Genomic DNA, 19,227 nt, shown 5'->3' with positions numbered 1-19,227 from the left:
TTCGCGTAATGAAATTAATCGGCAGCTACACCAGTCCTTTTGTACGGAAAATTTCGGTTATTCTGTTGGAAAAAGGCATCACCTTTGAATTTATCAACGAATCGCCCTGGACCGACGAGAGCCACGTTCCGCACTACAATCCGTTGGGTAAAGTCCCGGCGCTGGTGGCCGGGCAGGAAACCTGGTACGACTCGCATATCATCGCCGCTTACCTGGAGCAGCTTGATATCGCCCCGGCGCTGATGCCGCCTGACCGGCTGGCGGCGCTGAAGGTACGGCAGCTGGAGGCGCTGGCGGACGGGATCGGCGATGCGGCGGTGATCCTGCTGCGCGAACAGATGAGGCCGCCGGAGCTACAGATGGAGAGCCAGCTGCTGCGCCAGCGCGAAAAAATCGCGCGCGGTCTCGACGCGCTGGAACAAGAGGCGGCCAAAGGCACCACGATCAACGGCGAGGCCATTAACGTAGCGGATATAGCCGTCGCCTGCCTGATAGGCTTCCTGAACTTTCGCCGCGTGATCCCTAACTGGTGCGTGGAACGGCCTGCGCTGGTCAAACTGGCGGAAAAAATGTTCCAGCGGGAAAGCTTCGCCCGCACGGTGCCGCCATCGGCCTGATGGTGAACCCGTTTACCGCCGCCCCGATAACGGCGCCTCCGCCGTGGCGCCCTAGCGCCGGGACAGGCTGATGGTCATCGTCAGCGCAGGCCATGCCGCACACGGCAAAACTACGCTGCTGCGGGCGCTGACCGGCGTAGCGCTCGATCGCCTGCCGGGAGAAAAACCTCAGGACAGCACCGTCGATCTCAATTATGCCTGGTGGCCGAGGCCGGATGGACGGATCTTCAGTTTTATCGACGTGCCAGGCCACCAAAGGTACCTTGCTAATATGCTCAGCGGCGTCACCGGCCCCGATCACGCGCTGCTCGCCGTGGCGGCCGATGAGGGCGTCATGCCGCAAACCCGCGAACATCTGGCGATCCTGCAACTGAGCGGGCAGCCACCGCTTACCATCGCGATCACCAAAGCCGACCTGGCCGACGCCGCACGCATCCGCGACACCGAGCGGGAAATCCGCACGCTGGCCGCGCTGATGGGCTGGCCGGACGTCACGCTGTTTATTACCAGCGCGCTGAACGCCACCGGCATCAGCGCCCTTGCCGACCATATCAGCCAGCTGCCCGCGCGCGCCATCGCCCCCTGCAAACGCTTTCGCCTGGCTATCGATCGCGCCTTCAGCGTGCCGGGTACGGGCACTGTCGTCACGGGCACCGCACTGGGCGGCGAGGTTCGCGTCGGTGACAGGCTCTGGCTGACCGGTATAAATAAAAGCGTCCGCGTGCAGGGTCTGCGGGCGCAAAACCAGCCTGCCAGCGTCGCCTGCGGCGGCCAGCGGCTGGCGCTTAACCTTGTTGGCGGCGTCGAAAAAAGCGAGCTGTCCCGCGGCGACTGGCTGCTGCAAGAGCCGCCCGCGGTGCTTTCCAGCCGGGTGGTAGTGGCGCTCCAGCCGCTTCAGCCGTTAAAACAGGCGCAGCGGCTGCATATTCACCATGCCGCCAGCCATATCACCGGCAGCGTGACGCCGATGCAGGATGGCCTGGCCGAGCTGACGCTGGATAAACCGCTATGGCTGGCGGATAACGATCGGCTGATCCTGCGCGATATTACGGCCCGGCAGACGCTGGCGGGCGCTCGCGTGGTGCTGTTGATGCAGAAAAAAGGCTGTACGCCACAGCCCAATGCGATGCGCTGGCTACAGCAGCTGGCGGATGCGCAGAACGATGGGGCGACGCTGCGGCTTTTGCTTCAGGCCGGTCCCTGGCGCAAAACGCAGCTCGCCTGGGCGCGCCAGCTGACTGCCGACGGGTTTTCCGCTGCGCTCAGCGCCATTGCGCCGGTTGAAGCAGGCGACTATCTGCTGTTGGCGGAGGTTACCGAAGGATGGCGGCGGCAGGTGCTGGACACGCTGGCGGACTACCATCGCAGGCATGAAGACAGGCCCGGGCTGGGGCGAAGCCGCCTCAGAAGGATGGCGCTGCCCGGCCTGCCGGAAGCGATCGGGCTGGCGGTTATCGACTTATTGCTGGCCGACGGCGCGCTGGTATTTCACTATGGCTGGCTGCGTCTGCCTGTCTTCTGCGTCAGCTTTACGCCAGAGGAGCAGGCACTGTGGCAGCAGGCCAAACCGCTGCTGGCACAGGATAGCGGCTGGGTGCGGGATATGGCAGCCTGCCTGAAAACCGACGAGGCGCTGATGCGGCTGACGCTACAAAAAGCCGCCAGCAGCGGCGAAATAGCCGCTATCGTTCAGGATCGTTACTACTCCCGCGCGCTGATTGAACGGTATGCCGACACCATTCGCCAGCGGCATCAGCAGGGGCTTGCCACCCGCGCGGCGGACTTTCGCCGCCTTTTCGCTATGGGTCGCAAGCTGGCGGTGCAGATCCTGGAGTTTTTCGACCGCAGCGGCTTTACCTGTCGTCAGGGCAGCGATCATCTGCTGCGCGACGACACCATGTTCCCCTGATCCTCCTTTTCCTTAACGCTTTCCTTATTGATACCGCACAATTTAGCCCGCCCCTCCACTTTATGGATTTTACAGACTCAGCCAGCGAGGCTATATCAAAAGCGGGTGTTCGCTGCCATGCTGTATCGTGCCAGCTCCTTTTATCGCCAACACAGGAAATAGAGTATGTCACAACGATCGCTTCAGGCTCTCTGTCTGATGAGCTTTTTTCTGGCTGACGTCAAGGACGGTTTAGGTCCCTTTTTAGGCATTTTTTTAACCGGACAACACTGGCGTCCTGACGAGATTGGCTTCGTCATGACCTGCGGCGGCATTGCCGGATTGCTCTCTACGCTACCGGCCGGCGCGATCGCCGATGCAGCGCGTCATAAAAGAAGCATTGTGTTGACAGGTTGCGCAACCATCACTGCTGCGACCTTGCTGCTCTGGTACAGCAGCCAGTCATGGACGGTGATGGTTTCACAAATTATTGTTGGGGTGTCGGCAGCCTTTATTGGCCCGACGGTATCCGGCATTACGCTGGGGCTTACCGGCCAGAAAAACTTTAACCGGCAGATGGGGCGAAATGAAGCCTGGAGCCATGCAGGGAACACGCTTGCTGCCGTTTTTGCTGGTTTTTCCGCCTGGTACTGGGGCTTAGGCACGGTGTTTATTTTGATGACGCTTATGGGTATTTTCGCAGGCATCGCCACGCTTGCCGTTCGTAGCAAAGAAATTGATTACGACGTCGCGCGGGGTTTGGAAACCCACCATCAACACGAACCGCGTATGGGCCTGTGGATGCTGGCGCGCAAGCCCGATCTTTTAATGGTTGGCCTGACGCTGCTGTTATTTCACCTGGCCAACGCGGCCTTGCTGCCGATGTTGAGTATGCGCGTCGCGTCAACGCCGGGCCACGATGCCGTCAACCCGGGCTTATATGCCGCGGCAACCGTCGTCATTTCTCAGCTGGTCATGGTGCCGGTAGCGATCTATACGGCAAGATGCATGGAGAAATATGGCTATCGCCGTCTTATCATGGCGGCGTTACTGATCCTGCCGATGCGGGCAGCTATCGCCGCTGAATTTTCCGGGCCGCTGTCTGTTATCCCGATTCAGATTTTTGACGGCATGGCCGCTGGGATCCTGGGCGTTGCCGTGCCGGGTTATGTGGTTTCTCTTTTGCAGGGAAGCGGACATGTCAACGCGGGCCAGAGCGTAGTCATGTTGATGCAGGGTATCGGCGCTTCTGCGAGCCCTGCTATGACCGGGTTGATTGTCGCACACTACTCCTGGAGCGTGGCGTTCAGTGCGCTTGGAGCTATCGCAATGCTGGCCCTGTTTCTGTGGTGGATCCCTGGCCGAACAACTTTCGCAAAAGCCACCTGAACGCCGGATAAAACGCAGGGGATCCGTCGCCCGGTTTTTTAATCAATTCAAATAAGGAACTTTACTTATGCAGCGTTGCGGTTGGGTGACTCAGGATCCGATCTATCTGGCCTATCATGATACGGAATGGGGCGTGCCGATTACCGACGCGCGGGCGCTGTTTGAAATGCTGTGCCTGGAAGGTCAGATGGCGGGCCTTTCCTGGCTGACCGTTTTAAAAAAACGGGAAAACTACCGTCGGGCTTTCTACGGTTTCGATCCTGAGCAGGTGGCGTTGATGACGGAAAGCGACCTCGATCGGCTGATGCTGGACAGCGGACTGATCCGCCATCGCGGCAAACTTTCTGCTATCGTCGCCAACGCGCGCGCGCTGCTGGCGATGGCGGTGCAGGGCGAGGCCTTCGCCGATTTTATCTGGCAGTTTGTCGATCGCCAGCCGCAAATCCACCGCTACAGCGATTATCGCGCTGCGCCAACCTTCAGCGCCGTTTCCGATGCCCTTTCTAAGGCGCTAAAAAAGCGCGGTTTTAAATTCGTCGGCACCACCACCTGTTATTCGTTTATGCAGGCCTGCGGGCTGATTAGCGATCACACGACCAGCTGTTTCTGTCATCCGGATAACCTCAGGTAGCGTCTCTTTACAAATTTAGGAAGACAACACGGTTTTTTTTCGGCGTGGGGTCGGCATAATCGCTTCTTTTCAGGCTATTTTCGCCAGCTGCTGTTCAGGAAACGCTATCCATGAAAAAACGTTTTGTTACTCTTGCTCTGGTTTTGAGCGGTACCATCGCCCTGTCGGGCTGCACCACCAATCCTTACACCGGCGAACGCCAGGCGGGTAAAGCCGGTATCGGCGCGGGCCTGGGCGCCGCGCTGGGCGCAGGCGTCGGCGTGCTCTCCTCCTCCAAAAAAGATCGCGGCAAAGGCGCGCTGATTGGCGCAGCGGCAGGCGCGGCGCTGGGCGGTGGCGCGGGCTATTATATGGACGTGCAGGAAACCAAACTGCGTGAAAAAATGCGCGGTACCGGCGTCAGCGTGACGCGTGAAGGCAATAATATCGTGCTGAACATGCCGAACAGCGTCACTTTCGACAGCAGCAGCAGCTCGCTGAAGCCTGCGGGCGCCAACACGCTGACCGGCGTGGCGATGGTGCTGAAAGAATATCCAAAAACCGCCGTTAACATTATCGGCTATACCGACAGCACCGGCAGCCGCCAGCTAAACATGAACCTGTCGCAGCAGCGCGCCGATAGCGTAGCCAGCTCGCTGATTACCCAGGGCGTGGCGACCAATCGCATTCGCACCGGCGGCATGGGCCCGGACAATCCGGTCGCGACCAACAGCACGGCCGAAGGCAAAGCGCAGAACCGTCGCGTGGAAATCACCCTCAGCCCGCTGCAGTAATCCCGCCAGCCGGACAATCTTTGTCCGGCTGTTTCCCTGCCCAACCGCCTGACTGTGGGCGAGACCGCCCTTATGCTTTATGATGGCCGGATCCGCTTTCCGCCATTACCCGCTATCTTAAGATTTAAGTTCGTGATGGCTGCTTTCATTTTTACTCGTTCAAGGATCGCTATGAACCGCAAGGCCGCACGCGCGACAATCAGCGACGTTGCCAGAAAAGCCCATACGGGCAAAACCAGCGTTTCTCGCTATCTCAACGGCGAGCAGCATCTCCTTTCCGCCGATTTAAAGCAGCGTATCGAAACCGCCATTGCCGAACTGAACTATCGGCCCAGCCAGATGGCACGCGGTCTGAAGCGCGGACGCACCCGCTTAATCGGCCTGATTATCGCGGACATCACCAATCCTTACTCCGTTGATGTGATGTGCGGCATTGAGGCGGCCTGCCGCGCGCAGGGCTTTACGCTGCTGATGTGCAACACCAATAACGAGGTGGACCAGGAGCAGCACTACCTGAACCTGCTCAGCAGCTATCAGGTGGAAGGGATCGTGGTTAACGCCGTGGGAATGCGCGAGGAGGCACTGAGTCACCTCCAGCAGTCGCTGCTGCCGATGGTGCTGATTGACCGTAAGATCCCTGATTTCGCCTGCGACGTGGTAGGGCTGAACAACCACGAGGCCGCCGCGCAGGTTACCACGCATCTGCTTGAAGAAGCCTTTGACGCCATTCTGTTTGTCACCGAGCCACTAGGCACCGTCAATACCCGCCACGAGCGCCTCAAGGCGTTCCGGGAAACGATGGCGCAGCATCCGCAGCGCGAGGCCGAACAGGCCGAAGTGGCGTTAAACGACGGCGCGCGACTGGATGGCATCCTGCAGGATTTTTATCAGCGCCATCGCCACCAGCGTTGTGCCGTATTGGCTGTTAATGGCGCGCTGACGCTGCAAATCGCGCGCAGCTTCAAACGTCTGGATCTGCGCTGGGGGGAAGATTTAGGGCTGCTGGGCTTTGACGAGCTGGTCTGGTCGGAACTGGCGGGCGGCGGCATCACCACGCTGAAACAGCCTACGTGGCAGATTGGCTACGCGGCGCTTGAACAGGTTATCCGCCGTATTGAAGGTGACGAAGCGCCGCCGTGCGAGCAGCTTTACTCCGGCGAGTTGATTATCCGCGGTTCCACGAAATTCGCCTGATTTCTCTTCTTTTCACCGAAATAACGCAGCGGTCGGCCCGCCCCGCTTCGTTCTGACGCTTTTCCAGTAAATTTCCAAATAATTGTCCACATCGTGAGCGCGATCATAAAACCGCGCTCCGCCCCTTTCGGTTGGAACCGGTTCCAGTTAACGTTTTTGTAACGTCAGGGCCACCGCCCGGAGGAAAAGATGAAACCTGAAATTATTGTAGTGACCGCCGCCTATGGCCGCGATCGGATCGGCGAACTCGGCGGTCAGCGGGCCGTGGTGCCGATTGTCGCCGCTGCCGGCGCAGACGGCATTGAGATCCGCCGCGAGCTGTTCAGCGAAGCGGAAATCCAGCAGCTGCCCGCTTTGGGCAAGGCGATCGGCGATGCCGGACTGACGGCGTTCTACTCGGTACCGGAAGCGCTTTATACTGAAGACGGCGCGCTGAATCCCCGGCTGGCAAGCCACCTCAACGAGGCGCAGCAGTTAAATGCCCGCCTGATAAAATATTCATTAGGCCACTATCAGCCCGGCTCTGACGGCTCGCCGCTGCGCGACGGGCTGCCGTTAACGCTGGTGGTGGAAAACGATCAGACCAACTGCGGCACGCTCGCCGCGCTCAACGGCTATTTTTCTGACGACGCGCCTGTGGGGATGACGTTTGATATGGGCAACTGGCTATGGGTGGGCGATGACCCCATCCGGGCAGCGGAAAAGCTGGCGTCTTTCGTCAGCTACGTGCACGTCAAAGCCGCCGCGTCGACCGCTGACGGCTGGCGCGCCATCGCGCTGGACGAAGCTGATAATCTGTGGCGGAAAACGCTGGCGCTGCTGCCCGCCGACGTGCCGCGAGGCATTGAGTTCCCGCTGGAAGGCGGCGACCTGGTGGCCGTCACCCGTCACTATGTAGATTTGCTGCGAGAGGTATAAATCATGACCCTTCATGAAAACGGGACGCTGGATGCGGTAACGATCGGCGAAGCAATGGCGATGTTTATCGCCAGCGACACCGGCGATCTGGCGGCGGCGGAGCATTTTACCAAACGTATCGCCGGGGCTGAGCTGAACGTGGCTATCGGTTTGGCTCGCCTGGGCCTGAAGGTAGGCTGGGTCAGCCGCGTTGGCGATGATTCTTTCGGCCGCTTTACGCGCCAGCAGCTGGAAAAAGAGGGCGTCGACAGCCGCCAGGTGACCACCGATGCTCGCTATCCTACCGGTTTCCAGCTGAAATCCCGCGTGGAAGACGGCTCCGATCCGCTGGTGGAATATTTCCGTAAAGGCTCTGCGGCCAGCCATCTGTCGGTCGAGGATTTTAACCGCGACTATTTTGGCGCAGCGCGCCACCTGCACCTGAGCGGCGTGGCGGCGGCCATCTCCGACAGCTCGCTGGCGCTGTCGAAACATGCAGCGCAGGAGATGAAGCGGATGGGCAAAACCCTCTCCTTCGATCCGAACCTGCGTCCCGTGCTCTGGTCAAGCGAGCGCGAAATGGCTACCCAGCTCAACGCGCTGGCCGGCTTTGCCGACTGGGTTTTACCGGGCATCAGCGAAGGCAAAATCCTGACCGGCTACGACCAGCCGGAAGCGATCGCCGATTTTTATCTGGCGATGGGCGTTAAAGCGGTCATTATTAAAACGGGCTGCGAAGGCGCCTGGTATAAAACCGCCGAAGGCGAAAAAGGCCGGGTCGACGCGATCAGAACCGCTAACGTGGTGGATACCGTTGGCGCGGGCGACGGCTTTGCTGTCGGCGTGATCAGCGCGCTGTTGGAAGGGAAAACCCTGCCGCAGGCGATTAAGCGCGGCAACCGCATTGGCTCGCTGGCTATCCAGGTCAGCGGCGACAGCGAAGGCTTACCCACGCGCGAAACGCTCGGCGATTTCTAAGCAGCGGGCGACACGAACCGGACCAGGCTTCTAACCGAACCATAATGAGCCGCACCCACCCTACAACGTAGAGTGCGGCCACCTCCAACAGAGGAAGCAGACGATGAACAAGCAGACAATCGCGCCTAAACGCTGGTGGTATATCATGCCCATCGTGTTTATCACCTACAGTCTGGCATATCTCGACAGGGCCAATTTCAGCTTTGCCTCGGCCGCCGGCATCAATGAGGATCTGGGCATCACGCACGGCATGTCGTCGCTGCTGGGCGCCCTGTTCTTTCTGGGCTATTTCTTTTTCCAGATCCCCGGCGCGGTGTACGCCGAACGCCGCAGCGTAAAAAAACTGGTTTTCGTCTGCCTGGTGCTGTGGGGCATTTGCGCCTCGCTGACCGGCATAGTCAGTAACATTCCGATGCTGGCGGCCATCCGCTTTGTGCTGGGCGTGGTGGAAGCGGCCGTGATGCCGGCCATGCTGATTTATATCAGCAACTGGTTCACCAAGTCGGAACGCTCCCGCGCCAATACCTTCCTGATCCTGGGCAACCCGGTAACGGTGCTATGGATGTCCGTGGTTTCCGGCTATCTGATCAACGCCTTCGGCTGGCGCGAAATGTTTATTTTTGAGGGCATTCCGGCGGTGATCTGGGCCGTGGCCTGGTGGTTTATGGTGCAGGATAAGCCTGCCCAGGCGAAATGGCTGAGCGAAGAGGAAAAAGCAGCGCTGGCGGCGCAGCTGCAAAAAGAGCAGGAAAACATCAAGGCGGTGCGCAATTACAGCGAGGCGTTCCGCTCGCGTAACGTCGTCATCCTTTGCGTTCAGTACTTTACCTGGAGCATCGGCGTCTATGGCTTTGTGCTGTGGCTGCCTTCTATCCTGCGCAACGGGATGCAGATGGGCATGGTGGAAGCGGGCTGGCTCTCTGCGGTGCCTTACCTGGCCGCCACCGTGGCGATGATCCTGGCTTCCTGGGCTTCCGACAAGCTGCAAAACCGTAAACTCTTTGTCTGGCCGCTGCTGTTGATTGGCGCGCTGGCGTTTTTAGGTTCATATCTTGTAGGAGCGAATAATTTCTGGCTGTCGTTCAGCCTGCTGGTGGTGGCAGGCGCCGCGATGTACGCGCCTTATGGCCCGTTCTTCGCCATTATCCCGGAAATGCTGCCGCGTAACGTGGCGGGTGGCGCCATGGCGCTGATTAACGCCATGGGCGCGCTCGGCTCTTTCCTGGGCTCCTGGGTCGTGGGTTATCTGAACGGCGCGACGGGCAGCCCTTCCGCTTCGTATATCTTTATGGGGGTATCACTGCTTATCTCGGTCTGGCTGACGCTGATCGTAAAGCCAGCAGCCAATAAGCAACCCCCGATGCCGCATGGCGCTAAACACGCTTAACGGTGCGGGCCGCCTGGCCCGCACCTTAAAGAAACAGGGAGACAAGCATGAAACCATCCGTGGTGCTGTATAAGAAGTTGCCGCAGGATCTGCGTTCGCAGCTCGACGAGCATTTTAACGTTACCGAAATTAACGGCCTGACCCCGGAAACCCTTAGCCAACACGCGGAGGCCTTCCGGCAGGCCGAAGGCATTTTAGGCTCCGGCGGCAAAGTGGACGCCGAGTTCCTGAAAAAAGCGCCGAAGCTGCGCGTGGCCTCCTCCGTTTCCGTGGGCGTGGACAACTTTGATATTCCCGCGCTGAGCGAACGTGGCGTGCTGTTGATGCACACCCCGACCGTGCTGACGGAAACCGTCGCCGATACCATGATGGCGCTGGTGCTGACCAGCGCGCGCCGCGTGGTGGAATCTGCCGAACGCGTAAAAAAAGGCGAGTGGCAGGGCAGCATCGGCGCAGACTGGTTCGGCATCGACGTGCACCACAAAAAAATGGGCATCCTGGGCATGGGCCGTATCGGACTGGCGCTGGCGCAGCGGGCGCATCTGGGCTTCAGTATGCCGATCCTTTACAACGCCCGTAAGCACCATGAAGAGGCGGAGCAGCGTTTCGACGCGCAATACTGCGATCTGGATACGCTGCTTAAAGAAGCCGATTTCCTGTGCATCAGCCTGCCGCTGACTGAACAGACGCACCACCTGATCGGCCGCGAAGAGCTGGCGAAAATGAAGCCTTCCGCCGTGCTGATCAATGCCGGACGCGGCCCGGTTATCGATGAAGAAGCGCTGATCGCCGCGCTGAAAGAGGGCACTATCCACGCCGCCGGCCTGGACGTATTTGAGAAAGAACCGTTGCCAAAGGATTCGCCTTTGCTGACGCTGCCTAACGTGGTAGCGCTGCCGCATATTGGCTCTGCGACGCATGAAACCCGTTACGGCATGGCAAAAGACGCGGTGGAAAATCTGATTGCCGCGCTGAACGGTAAAGTGGAAAAGAACTGCGTTAATCCTGAAATAGCAAAATAATTTTCCGTGCCGATGCGCTTTGCGTGTCGGCACGTTTTTCAGTGTCCTGCCGACCTCTTTACCCCGCAGAAAATTCCTTCTCTGTCTGAACAGGTGCTAAACAAATAGCCTGTTCTTTCCTGAACGCGTCAGTGCCCTGTTGTTATTCATTTGCACTGCTCAGGTAACCATAAGCTAAATTACCATTTAATTAAATAATATATAATAAAAGCATGCGGATTTTTAATTAAATAATCCAGAATATAAATTAAAAAATCAATATACAGAAAGCAATAGAAATGTAGAGGTTTCTTTTTTTCTTTGCCCCCTTTCGGAACGAGCGTTATACCAACTTAACCCGGTGATATAACGACGTTCATCCGGAACATCGTTTATCGGCATAAATTATGCTGAAGATATTTTTACCTGTAACAAGCACTACCTTAACAAGGAGTTAATTCTCAAATACCTAAGTATTTTTAGTTACCGATGGCGCCAGGCTAATTTTTAACGGGGGGTATTCAGGTTATTTTGCAACAGGGTTAAATAAGGAGGCGCGGAATTATAACATCTCCTTTTTACCATGGAATAACATCGTCAGCGTAAGCTGTACCGGTTATGCAATCAGCCACGCAGCATCGCTGTTATTTAATTCTGGCGATATAATTAAAGAAAGCGCTATCGATAAGGCATCAGATACGATCGCGATGAATATTACCTGTACCAGACCTGACTCCCGCATCATTAGCCATATCAAATCAGTAGAAACCGCCGTTACTGTTACTACCGGTGCATCTTCGGAAAACAGCCAGCGCTTCCGTCCTGGTGTGGATGGCCTGTCGGTAGCGATAAGAGCGGAAAATAACCAGGTCGTTTCAGGAAGGACAACGAAATTCACCGCCCCGCTTTCATCTGAAAGAGCGGCAACATTATTCCCCCGGAGACAATGCTTCACTTTTCTTCTTTGTTCCTTAAATCAACCTTCATGTTTGTTTCAGCCGGATCGATGGCTACCCGTATTCCACTCCCCGACACATTTAGTATGAATGATATAAATATTTAGTAAAAAACAAGAAAGGCCCATTTATGGGCCTTTTGGCAGTTGTTTCAGCTGCACGGCCACTCTTTAAACGCAGCCGCTTAACGAGCCAGCCAGCCGCCGTCTACGGCAATAGTGTAGCCGTTAATATAGTCGGCAGCCGAAGAGGCCAGGAATACCGCTGGCCCCATCAGATCGGCCGGCAATCCCCAACGGCCTGCCGGAATACGCTCCAGAATATCGGCGTTGCGCTTTTCATCCGCACGCAGCTGTGCGGTATTGTTGGTAGCCATATAGCCCGGCGCGATGGCATTAACGTTAATATCGTGCTTCGCCCATTCATTGGCCAGCAAACGAGTCACACCCATCACAGCGCTTTTGGAGGCCGTATAAGAAGGCACGCGGATGCCGCCCTGGAAAGAGAGCATAGAGGCAATATTAATGATTTTCCCGCCTTTGCCCTGTTTGATAAACTGACGCGCTACCGCCTGCGACATAAAGAACACGGATTTAATATTCAGGTTCATCACGTCGTCCCAGTCTTTTTCTGAGAAGTCGATCGCATCTTCACGACGGATGATACCGGCGTTATTAACCAGGATATCGATTTTGCCGTATTCCGCCACGGCTTTCGCCACGACGCCTTCAATACATTCGGTTTTGCCCAGATCGGCAGTCAGGCTGAAAAAACGGCGGCCCAGCGCGGTGACGCGCTCAATGGTTTCTTTCGGTTCAACAATATTCACGCCAACGATATCGCATCCCGCTTCCGCCAGCCCCAGCGCCATACCCTGACCCAGCCCCGTATCGCATCCCGTGACCATCGCCACCCGACCTTTTAAATCAAATGCATTCAAAATCATAACTGCTCCTGTAAGTCAGAGGGCGGACTGCGTGTCAGAAGCCTGGAAAATGGCCTGTTATCCGGGACAGGGCAGCCCTGCCCGGTTTCCGAGCGCATACTATAGCGGAGGGAAAAGCACGCACGCCGTGATCGAAATCAGGAAAAGGGATATAATGAAACTGATATTTATAAAAAATAAAACAATGTTTTATTTTAAAGGGCGGAACGGCGCCCGCCCTTGCTGGCTTATTCTACGGCTATCGGCGTTTGCTCCACGTTAATTTTGGTGTCGCCCTGAAGCGTTTTGATGCGCTCTTCGACTTTCTGTACCGCGCTGGCATCCTTCAGCAGCGAATAGGTCAGCGTAAACTCCGCGCTCTGACCCGGCTGCAGCTGTTTAACCCTGCCCTGCTCTTTTTCAATCGTTACCGGATAGGCATAGTTGGTGCCGGGTTCAATCCCCGTCACGTAGCCCTGCTTCAGAGTATCGGTGTTTTTCCACATCGTCAGCACCGGCAGCTGCCGCGTATCGAATTCGATAGCCGCGCCCTTATCGCCTTTGCTGTTGATCACGGCCGCCACGGTTTTACCATTGCTGTCGGCAATGGGTTGCAGGTTAAAGACCATTTCATCGAAATCTTTGGTTGGCGCGCCATAAGTCTGCCAGTTTTCCAGCCCTTTTTTCGCATAGTCGTTAAACGGCGAAACGGATTTTACCGGCGCGAGGAAACGGGCATTTTCTTCCAGAATCGGCGTGCTGAAGTTGCTGTGGTAGATAATTTCATAGTCGTGCGGATAGTCAGCCTGGTTGGTCAGCACGTCGTGGATGGTAAAAGAGTCCGCTCCCGGCACGTAGCGCAGCTCGGTCCAGGTTTCCAGACGCGCTTTTTTAAAGGTGTTTTCTTTCAGCAGGCCGCGAATACGGATTTCATGCGGCGCCTGGTCATCCACGATCACTTCCACTTTTGACGCTGGCGTATTGCCCGCTTTACCGTGCAGCGTGTAAATACGCCCGTCTTTGGTGACCGGATGGCCGGTCCACTCAAAGCCGCAGCGCACCATCATCTCGTTAAATCCTTCCAGCCAGCCCAGGCCGTTACGGCTTTCCAGATTGATATAGGCCGGGTTCACCACCTCATCGACGGGCGAATCCCAGCCCAGCCGCACGTCGTGACCGTTAACGTGCAGCAGATCCATACCGCGCGTTGGGCTGAGGGCGATAGTCAGGCCGTTTTTGCTGGTCAACGTCAGCACTTTCGAGCCTTCCTGCTTGCCACCGTGCAGCACCTGCTGTTCCAGGGTAAAGGGTTCGCCGCTCAGCTTGAGCTGCCTGCTGTCGATCCGCCAGTCGCCTTTTTCCGTGCCCTGCGTATCGGTTAACACCCAGCTTTGCGCCGCCGCCTGCCCGCTGAACATTGCTATCACCGCGCCCGCCAGAAGAGTCTTATACATTTTGTTGTCCTTGCTGAAATGATTAAGCTGAAGAGCAGCCAGCCTACAAAGCATGCGTTATCAGGACTGTGACTGGCGTCACCGCACGGATTTTTAAGAAATTTTTATCAATAAGTCGTGCAGTTCATCACAAATTATTAACTGAAATTTCCGGCTTATGAAAACAGGCAACAGGGCGAGCGGCGCAGAAAAGCTAATTAGTTGAAACGATTCACCTTTACCTTTCGCTGTTCGTCTGGCCAACGCTTACTCTTGCCGGCCGATACGGCTGCCCGCTGACGTTGCATCACGCCTGGCGTGGCGTTAAGGTTAGCTTTCACTTGCCTACGATAAGCAGTTAATACGTTATGAGCTTTTCCGCTTTCGGTAACAAATTCACACGCGCCTCAGGGATCACCCGCCTGATGGAAGATATGGGCGAAGGGTTACGCACGCCCGGTTCAGTGATGCTGGGCGGCGGTAATCCGGCCCAGATCCCGGCGATGAACGACTATTTTCAGCAGCTGCTGCAGCAGATGCATGATGAGGGCAAGCTGGCCGATGCGCTTTGCAACTACGACGGCCCAAGAGGAAAAAGCACGCTGCTGGAATCGCTTTCCACGCTGCTGCGCGATGAGCTGGGCTGGCAGGTGGGGCCGCAGAATATCGCCCTGACCAACGGCAGCCAGAGCGCCTTTTTCTACTTGTTTAATCTTTACGCGGGCCGCCGCGCAGACGGGCGCAAAAAGCGCGTATTGTTTCCACTTGCTCCCGAATATCTGGGTTATGCAGATGCCGGACTGGACGAAGAGCTGTTTGTTTCCGCCCGCCCCGATATCGAAATGCTGCCTGAAGGCCAGTTCAAATATCACGTTAATTTTGAACAGCTGCATATTACCGAAGATACCGGGCTGATTTGCGTTTCCCGGCCGACCAATCCCACCGGCAACGTTATTACCGACGAAGAGCTGATGAAGCTGGATGCGCTGGCGCAGCAGCATGAGGTGCCGCTGCTGATTGATAACGCCTACGGCGTGCCTTTTCCCGGCATCATCTTCAGCGACGTTCGCCCGCTGTGGAACCCGAATATTATTCTGTGTATGAGCCTTTCCAAGCTGGGGCTGCCGGGCTCACGCTGCGGCATCATTGTTGCTGATGAAAAAGTAATTGCCGCCATCGGCAATATGAACGGCATTATCAGCCTGGCGCCGGGCAGCATCGGCCCGGCCATCGCGCATGAGATGATCCAGCGTGGTGATTTGCTGCGCCTGTCGGAAGAGGTGATCAGGCCGTTTTATCAGGAAAGGGTTAAGCAAACTATCGCCGTTATCCGGCGCTATTTACCTGAAGAACGCTGCCTTATCCACAAGCCGGAAGGCGCTATTTTTCTCTGGCTCTGGTTTAAAGATCTGCCCATCTCTACGGAGATCCTCTACCAGCGTTTGAAAGCGCGCGGTGTATTGATGGTGCCGGGCCACTTTTTCTTTCCGGGTCTGGAGCATGAATGGCCGCACACGCACCAGTGCATGCGTATGAACTATGTGCCGGACAGTGACAAGATTGAGAAGGGGATCGCCATTCTGGCGGAAGAGATTGAGCGGGCGCACAGCGAATCGGGCGGCAGAGCCCCCTGCTGATGCAAACGAAAAAGGCCGCACAAAGTGCGGCCTTAATTTTACGCGCGGTCTTATTTCAGAATTTCAATGCGGCGCGGTTTGTTGGCTTCCGGCACGATGCGCTCCAGATCGATATAGAGCAGGCCGTTTTCCAGGCGTGCATCGCGCACGTTAACGTGCTCGGCCAGCTGGAACTTACGCTCGAAGTTGCGTTCTGCAATACCCTGGTAGAGATAGGTTTTTTCCTGCTGCTCCTCAGGATGGGCGCCGCGCACGGTCAGCATATTGTCGTGAGAGGTGATCTCCAGTTCGCTCTGCGCGAACCCTGCCACGGCAATGGTGATTCGGTACTGGTTTTCCGCCACCAGCTCCACGTTATAAGGAGGGTAGCCGCCGTTGCTCTGACCCTGGTTGGATTCCAGCAGGTTGATCAGGCGGTCGAAACCAATAGAAGAACGGTACAGCGGGGCGAGATCGAAATTACGCATGGTATAGCTCCTGATTATCAGCGAGGGTGTAATGCGACCTTCCACTATGGACAGATCGTCGGGCTACAAGCGGTATCCTGTCGGCATACGTTTTGTGACCCTGAACATAAAATGGTGACATTAAGATCGCTTTCAAGGGCCCGTTCAGGAAATATTTCGGCCAATCTGGTGCAGATGTCATACACTCAGAAAGAGATTAATCGGAGCATTAAAGCAGCGGGCACATGCCGATCGTGATAAGCAGAGCGGTTTTTCCGCTGCTGAAGGGATAAAGAATATGATGGTACTAAAAAAAAGTCGTTTCGCTGGCCTGCTGGCCTGTCTGCTACTGGTCGGCACGGGTGGCTGCTCCAGCTTTATGTCCCATTCCGGTCCCGATCAGGGCTATTATCCCGGCACGCGCGCCAGCGCAAAAATTGTTACCGACAGCGACAGCGGATGGGTAATGCGCCCGCTGGCGGCTATCGACCTGCCTTTCTCTGCCGTGCTGGATACGCTGCTGCTGCCGTTTGACTACTATCGTTCAGGCCGCGATAAAACCGGCGATTCACCGCGTGAACGCGTGTTGCGCAGCGAGCAGCAGAACCATACCAGCGACAGCCTTTCACAGGCCGCGCCGCTGGTGATCAATACGTCGCCTCGACATCAGCAATAAAAATCTGCTGAAAGCCCGCCACGTTGCGCAAATAGGCCACATAAAGCCCGTCTGGCGAGCAGACGACCGCTTCCGGCAAAGGCGCTTCGGCGGTGCGGGCCGTCAGCCTCCGCATTTTACCGCTGCCTGTATCACATAACACCACGCTGTTATCGTTAATAAAAGCCACCGACCTGCCGTCAGGATGCCAGCTGAAGGCAGATTGAATATCGCTGGCGGCGTGGGTGATCTGACGAGGCTTGCCGCCGCCGGGCGCGATGGTCCACAGCTGCACCACGCCTTCGTCGTCTTTCATTAAAAAAGCGATAGCGCGGCCGTCGGGCGAGCTGCGCAGCCAGTGGCGCGGCGAGGTTGCCAGGCCGGGAAAGAGGCGATGGTGCGTAAAGGTTAGCCGACGCTGCCTGACCCCCAGCGGCGGAGCGGGCAGCGTGGCGGCAGTGCCGGCCAGCGGAGCCTCGCCTTCCAGCGCATAGTCGGCCATCTTTTCCGGCAGATCGACAATAAACACTTCCGGCACTTTCTCGCCTTTTTCGCTAAGCGTATCGCCGATAAACGCCAGCGCCCAACGCTGCCGGTGGCCGTCGCTTTTCAGGTAGCCCTCTTCGCCGATCCACCCCTCTTCATAGGCTCGATTGATCTCATCGCTGCCGGGCGTCGGCGTGGCGGTGGTGGCGCTGACCAGCACGCAGAAATGGCTGCCTGCATACTCTCGGGGATGCTGCAACGGCGGACAAACGGCATGTAGCGGCACGGCCACGCCGACGTTGCGCAAATCTTGTTTCACGTCCAGCTCGTGCATCACGTGATCGTTATAGGTAAAACTCAGCCTGGTGCCGTCGGGGCTGAACACGTGTACGTGCGAGCCGCCGCGCAGCGCGCCGGGCGTAAAGGGTGGCGTAATATCGCAGGCGTCCATATTTTCCACCAGGCCGTTCTGAATAATAACGCCGCGGCGATGATGAAAGTCGTAGCGCCACCGGCTGTCAGGATGTTCCGGGCCATGAATGCAAACGTAGCGCGGCGGCAAATCCGGGCTGGCGGTGATCACACCAACGTGCGCGCCCGCCTGCGCCTGGTAAAGGATTTCCGTCTGGCCGCTGAGATTAACGCGCTCGACGGTTAAGCTGTTGAAGGTGGAGGCATTGCTGCGAACGTCGTAGACCAGCCAGTGGCTGTCGGCCGTCCAGACGTTGATATTGGTGAGCTGGTGATTGCGCTGAGCAAAAGTGAGCTGTTTTTCCGTCATCATGCTTACCCTTAGCGAGGTTTGCTGCTAAGGGTAATGCATTACGCGCTTTTGCGGTACTGGCGCTTAAAGCGTGACACCGCCGCCCTGTCAGAGCGCGAATTTTTCGATAGCGTGCGCTACGCCGTCTTCCATATTGGTTTTGGTGACGAACTGCGCAATGTTTTTTACCTTGTCGATACCGTTGCCCATTGCCACGCCCGTGCCGGCGAAGGTCAGCATTGCCAGATCGTTTTCCTGATCGCCGATAGCCATTACTTCATCGCGGGAAAGCCCTAAACGCTCGGCCAGCGCTTTGACGCCCGCGCCCTTATCGACTTTCTTATTAAGGATCTCCAGGAAATAAGGCGAGCTTTTCATAATGGTATAGCGATCGTAAGCTTCCTGCGGAATGCGGGTAATAGCCTCATCCAGCGTTTCCGGCGTGTCGATCATCATGACTTTAGGGAAAGTGGCGGTTTCATCCATCTCTTCCACCGCGCGGTAGCGCAGCGGCATCCCGGTCAGCGAAGCTTCGTGAACGGTATATTCGCTGATGTCCTTGTTGGGCGTAAACAGCAGCGATTTCGTCAGCGCCTGAAAATGTACGCCCAGCTCGCGCGCCAGCTTTTCAACATACAGGTAGTCATCAAAGTTCAGCGTAACTTCCGCCACGCACTCGCCCGATTCCGCTTTCTGCACCAGGGCGCCGTTATTGGTAATGCAGTACTGCCCTTCCCGTTGTAAATCCAGCTCCATCAGATACCGCTCCACGCCGATAAACGGCCGGCCGCTCGCCAGTACAATCGCTATTCCTTTATCACGAGCTGCCTGAATGGCCCGCTTAACGCCAGGCGTCACCTCACGCTGAGGATTAAGCAGCGTGCCGTCTATATCAATCGCAATCAGTTTTATCGCCATAACTTCCTCTTGAGCTTCACGGTTTCTTTCATGCTAACGCGATTCAGCCAGCCATGACCAGACGAATCAAGCCCGGTAATTTTAAATTCGATTTGGTAAATCTTCCGGTAAATGTGTTCGCGCTTGCGGTTTTTGGGCGAAAAAAGCGGGAAACGGGCTTGCCAGCTACCCCCTGAAAAGCAGCAGTAAAATCCTCACTGCCTGTAAGCACGCAGGCAGGATATTAAAATAGTGGTCAATTTTATCAGCGCTC

At 56.7% G+C, this 19,227-nt stretch carries 18 protein-coding genes; 12 read left to right on the top strand and 6 right to left on the bottom strand.

Features of this window, described 5'->3' with window-relative positions; genetic code table 11:
- Positions 1 to 8 precede the first annotated feature (8 nt).
- The 10 genes from EGK14_RS11405 (at position 9) to ghrB (ending at position 10,776) form a co-directional block, all read left to right on the top strand.
- A complete protein-coding gene (locus tag EGK14_RS11405; protein WP_125289219.1) occupies positions 9 to 617 on the top strand; it encodes a glutathione S-transferase in 609 nt (202 codons plus the stop codon).
- 70 nt (positions 618 to 687) lie between these two features.
- A complete protein-coding gene (selB, locus tag EGK14_RS11400) occupies positions 688 to 2,526 on the top strand; it encodes a selenocysteine-specific translation elongation factor (RefSeq protein ID WP_125289218.1) in 1,839 nt (612 codons plus the stop codon).
- A 165-nt stretch (positions 2,527 to 2,691) separates the two neighbouring features.
- Positions 2,692 to 3,894, top strand: a complete 1,203-nt coding sequence (locus tag EGK14_RS11395; protein WP_125289217.1) for an MFS transporter — start codon at positions 2,692 to 2,694, stop codon at positions 3,892 to 3,894.
- A gap of 67 nt (positions 3,895 to 3,961) precedes the next feature.
- Positions 3,962 to 4,525 (top strand): DNA-3-methyladenine glycosylase I, encoded by a 564-nt coding sequence (locus EGK14_RS11390; protein WP_125289216.1) that lies wholly within the window; start codon positions 3,962 to 3,964, stop codon positions 4,523 to 4,525.
- A gap of 110 nt (positions 4,526 to 4,635) precedes the next feature.
- Positions 4,636 to 5,298, top strand: coding sequence for an OmpA family lipoprotein (locus EGK14_RS11385; protein WP_125289215.1), 663 nt, complete (start codon positions 4,636 to 4,638; stop codon positions 5,296 to 5,298).
- Positions 5,299 to 5,469: 171 nt separating this feature from the next.
- Positions 5,470 to 6,492: a LacI family DNA-binding transcriptional regulator gene (locus EGK14_RS11380; RefSeq protein WP_125289214.1), complete on the top strand. Its 1,023-nt coding sequence runs from the start codon at positions 5,470 to 5,472 to the stop codon at positions 6,490 to 6,492.
- A gap of 189 nt (positions 6,493 to 6,681) precedes the next feature.
- Positions 6,682 to 7,410: a sugar phosphate isomerase/epimerase gene (locus EGK14_RS11375; protein ID WP_125289213.1), complete on the top strand. Its 729-nt coding sequence runs from the start codon at positions 6,682 to 6,684 to the stop codon at positions 7,408 to 7,410.
- Positions 7,411 to 7,413: 3 nt separating this feature from the next.
- Positions 7,414 to 8,367, top strand: a complete 954-nt coding sequence (locus EGK14_RS11370; RefSeq protein ID WP_125289212.1) for a sugar kinase — start codon at positions 7,414 to 7,416, stop codon at positions 8,365 to 8,367.
- A 103-nt stretch (positions 8,368 to 8,470) separates the two neighbouring features.
- A complete protein-coding gene (locus EGK14_RS11365) occupies positions 8,471 to 9,754 on the top strand; it encodes an MFS transporter (RefSeq protein WP_125289211.1) in 1,284 nt (427 codons plus the stop codon).
- Between the two features lie 47 nt (positions 9,755 to 9,801).
- Complete coding sequence (gene ghrB, locus EGK14_RS11360; RefSeq protein WP_125289210.1) at positions 9,802 to 10,776, top strand: glyoxylate/hydroxypyruvate reductase GhrB; 975 nt, start codon at positions 9,802 to 9,804, stop codon at positions 10,774 to 10,776.
- A gap of 595 nt (positions 10,777 to 11,371) precedes the next feature.
- On the opposite strand, the gene EGK14_RS11355 is transcribed toward ghrB, so the two are convergent.
- From EGK14_RS11355 to EGK14_RS11345, 3 genes are all read right to left on the bottom strand, one after another.
- Positions 11,372 to 11,710: a hypothetical protein gene (locus EGK14_RS11355; protein ID WP_125289209.1), complete on the bottom strand. Its 339-nt coding sequence runs from the start codon at positions 11,708 to 11,710 to the stop codon at positions 11,372 to 11,374.
- Positions 11,711 to 11,895: 185 nt separating this feature from the next.
- Positions 11,896 to 12,657 carry a 2-dehydro-3-deoxy-D-gluconate 5-dehydrogenase KduD gene (gene kduD / locus EGK14_RS11350; protein ID WP_125289208.1) on the bottom strand — a complete coding sequence of 254 codons (762 nt, stop codon included), beginning with the start codon at positions 12,655 to 12,657 and terminating at the stop codon, positions 11,896 to 11,898.
- 227 nt (positions 12,658 to 12,884) lie between these two features.
- On the bottom strand, positions 12,885 to 14,090 hold the full coding sequence (locus EGK14_RS11345) for an aldose 1-epimerase family protein (protein WP_125289207.1): 1,206 nt from the start codon (positions 14,088 to 14,090) through the stop codon (positions 12,885 to 12,887).
- A 347-nt stretch (positions 14,091 to 14,437) separates the two neighbouring features.
- Here EGK14_RS11345 and EGK14_RS11340 point away from each other — a divergent pair, with 347 nt between their 5' ends.
- Complete coding sequence (locus tag EGK14_RS11340) at positions 14,438 to 15,706, top strand: valine--pyruvate transaminase (RefSeq protein WP_125289206.1); 1,269 nt, start codon at positions 14,438 to 14,440, stop codon at positions 15,704 to 15,706.
- A gap of 50 nt (positions 15,707 to 15,756) precedes the next feature.
- On the opposite strand, the gene ibpA is transcribed toward EGK14_RS11340, so the two are convergent.
- Positions 15,757 to 16,173: a small heat shock chaperone IbpA gene (gene ibpA, locus EGK14_RS11335; protein ID WP_125289205.1), complete on the bottom strand. Its 417-nt coding sequence runs from the start codon at positions 16,171 to 16,173 to the stop codon at positions 15,757 to 15,759.
- A 277-nt stretch (positions 16,174 to 16,450) separates the two neighbouring features.
- Between ibpA and EGK14_RS11330 the strand changes: the two genes are divergently transcribed.
- Complete coding sequence (locus tag EGK14_RS11330; protein WP_125289204.1) at positions 16,451 to 16,828, top strand: YceK/YidQ family lipoprotein; 378 nt, start codon at positions 16,451 to 16,453, stop codon at positions 16,826 to 16,828.
- On the opposite strand, the gene EGK14_RS11325 is transcribed toward EGK14_RS11330, so the two are convergent.
- Together EGK14_RS11325 and yidA are read right to left on the bottom strand one after the other, a co-directional pair.
- Positions 16,800 to 18,074, bottom strand: a complete 1,275-nt coding sequence (locus EGK14_RS11325; RefSeq protein ID WP_125289370.1) for a DUF3748 domain-containing protein — start codon at positions 18,072 to 18,074, stop codon at positions 16,800 to 16,802. The genes EGK14_RS11330 and EGK14_RS11325 overlap by 29 nt on opposite strands.
- A gap of 90 nt (positions 18,075 to 18,164) precedes the next feature.
- On the bottom strand, positions 18,165 to 18,974 hold the full coding sequence (yidA, locus tag EGK14_RS11320) for a sugar-phosphatase (RefSeq protein ID WP_125289203.1): 810 nt from the start codon (positions 18,972 to 18,974) through the stop codon (positions 18,165 to 18,167).
- Positions 18,975 to 19,227: the final 253 nt, after the last annotated feature.

Origin of the sequence: Erwinia sp. 198, assembly GCF_003937915.1 — a bacterium.
Taxonomy (GTDB): domain Bacteria; phylum Pseudomonadota; class Gammaproteobacteria; order Enterobacterales; family Enterobacteriaceae; genus Erwinia; species Erwinia aeris.
Note: the sequence above shows the minus strand (reverse complement) of the source record. Positions and strands in the feature narration are given on the sequence as shown.

Coding starts and splice junctions, on each gene's coding strand:
- EGK14_RS11405 (WP_125289219.1), top strand. CDS start 9: ATGAAATTAATCGGCAGCTACACCAGTCCTTTTGTACGGAAAATTTCG.
- selB (WP_125289218.1), top strand. CDS start 688: ATGGTCATCGTCAGCGCAGGCCATGCCGCACACGGCAAAACTACGCTG.
- EGK14_RS11395 (WP_125289217.1), top strand. CDS start 2,692: ATGTCACAACGATCGCTTCAGGCTCTCTGTCTGATGAGCTTTTTTCTG.
- EGK14_RS11390 (WP_125289216.1), top strand. CDS start 3,962: ATGCAGCGTTGCGGTTGGGTGACTCAGGATCCGATCTATCTGGCCTAT.
- EGK14_RS11385 (WP_125289215.1), top strand. CDS start 4,636: ATGAAAAAACGTTTTGTTACTCTTGCTCTGGTTTTGAGCGGTACCATC.
- EGK14_RS11380 (WP_125289214.1), top strand. CDS start 5,470: ATGAACCGCAAGGCCGCACGCGCGACAATCAGCGACGTTGCCAGAAAA.
- EGK14_RS11375 (WP_125289213.1), top strand. CDS start 6,682: ATGAAACCTGAAATTATTGTAGTGACCGCCGCCTATGGCCGCGATCGG.
- EGK14_RS11370 (WP_125289212.1), top strand. CDS start 7,414: ATGACCCTTCATGAAAACGGGACGCTGGATGCGGTAACGATCGGCGAA.
- EGK14_RS11365 (WP_125289211.1), top strand. CDS start 8,471: ATGAACAAGCAGACAATCGCGCCTAAACGCTGGTGGTATATCATGCCC.
- ghrB (WP_125289210.1), top strand. CDS start 9,802: ATGAAACCATCCGTGGTGCTGTATAAGAAGTTGCCGCAGGATCTGCGT.
- kduD (WP_125289208.1), bottom strand. CDS start 12,657: ATGATTTTGAATGCATTTGATTTAAAAGGTCGGGTGGCGATGGTCACG.
- EGK14_RS11345 (WP_125289207.1), bottom strand. CDS start 14,090: ATGTATAAGACTCTTCTGGCGGGCGCGGTGATAGCAATGTTCAGCGGG.
- EGK14_RS11340 (WP_125289206.1), top strand. CDS start 14,438: ATGAGCTTTTCCGCTTTCGGTAACAAATTCACACGCGCCTCAGGGATC.
- ibpA (WP_125289205.1), bottom strand. CDS start 16,173: ATGCGTAATTTCGATCTCGCCCCGCTGTACCGTTCTTCTATTGGTTTC.
- EGK14_RS11330 (WP_125289204.1), top strand. CDS start 16,451: ATGATGGTACTAAAAAAAAGTCGTTTCGCTGGCCTGCTGGCCTGTCTG.
- EGK14_RS11325 (WP_125289370.1), bottom strand. CDS start 18,074: ATGACGGAAAAACAGCTCACTTTTGCTCAGCGCAATCACCAGCTCACC.
- yidA (WP_125289203.1), bottom strand. CDS start 18,974: ATGGCGATAAAACTGATTGCGATTGATATAGACGGCACGCTGCTTAAT.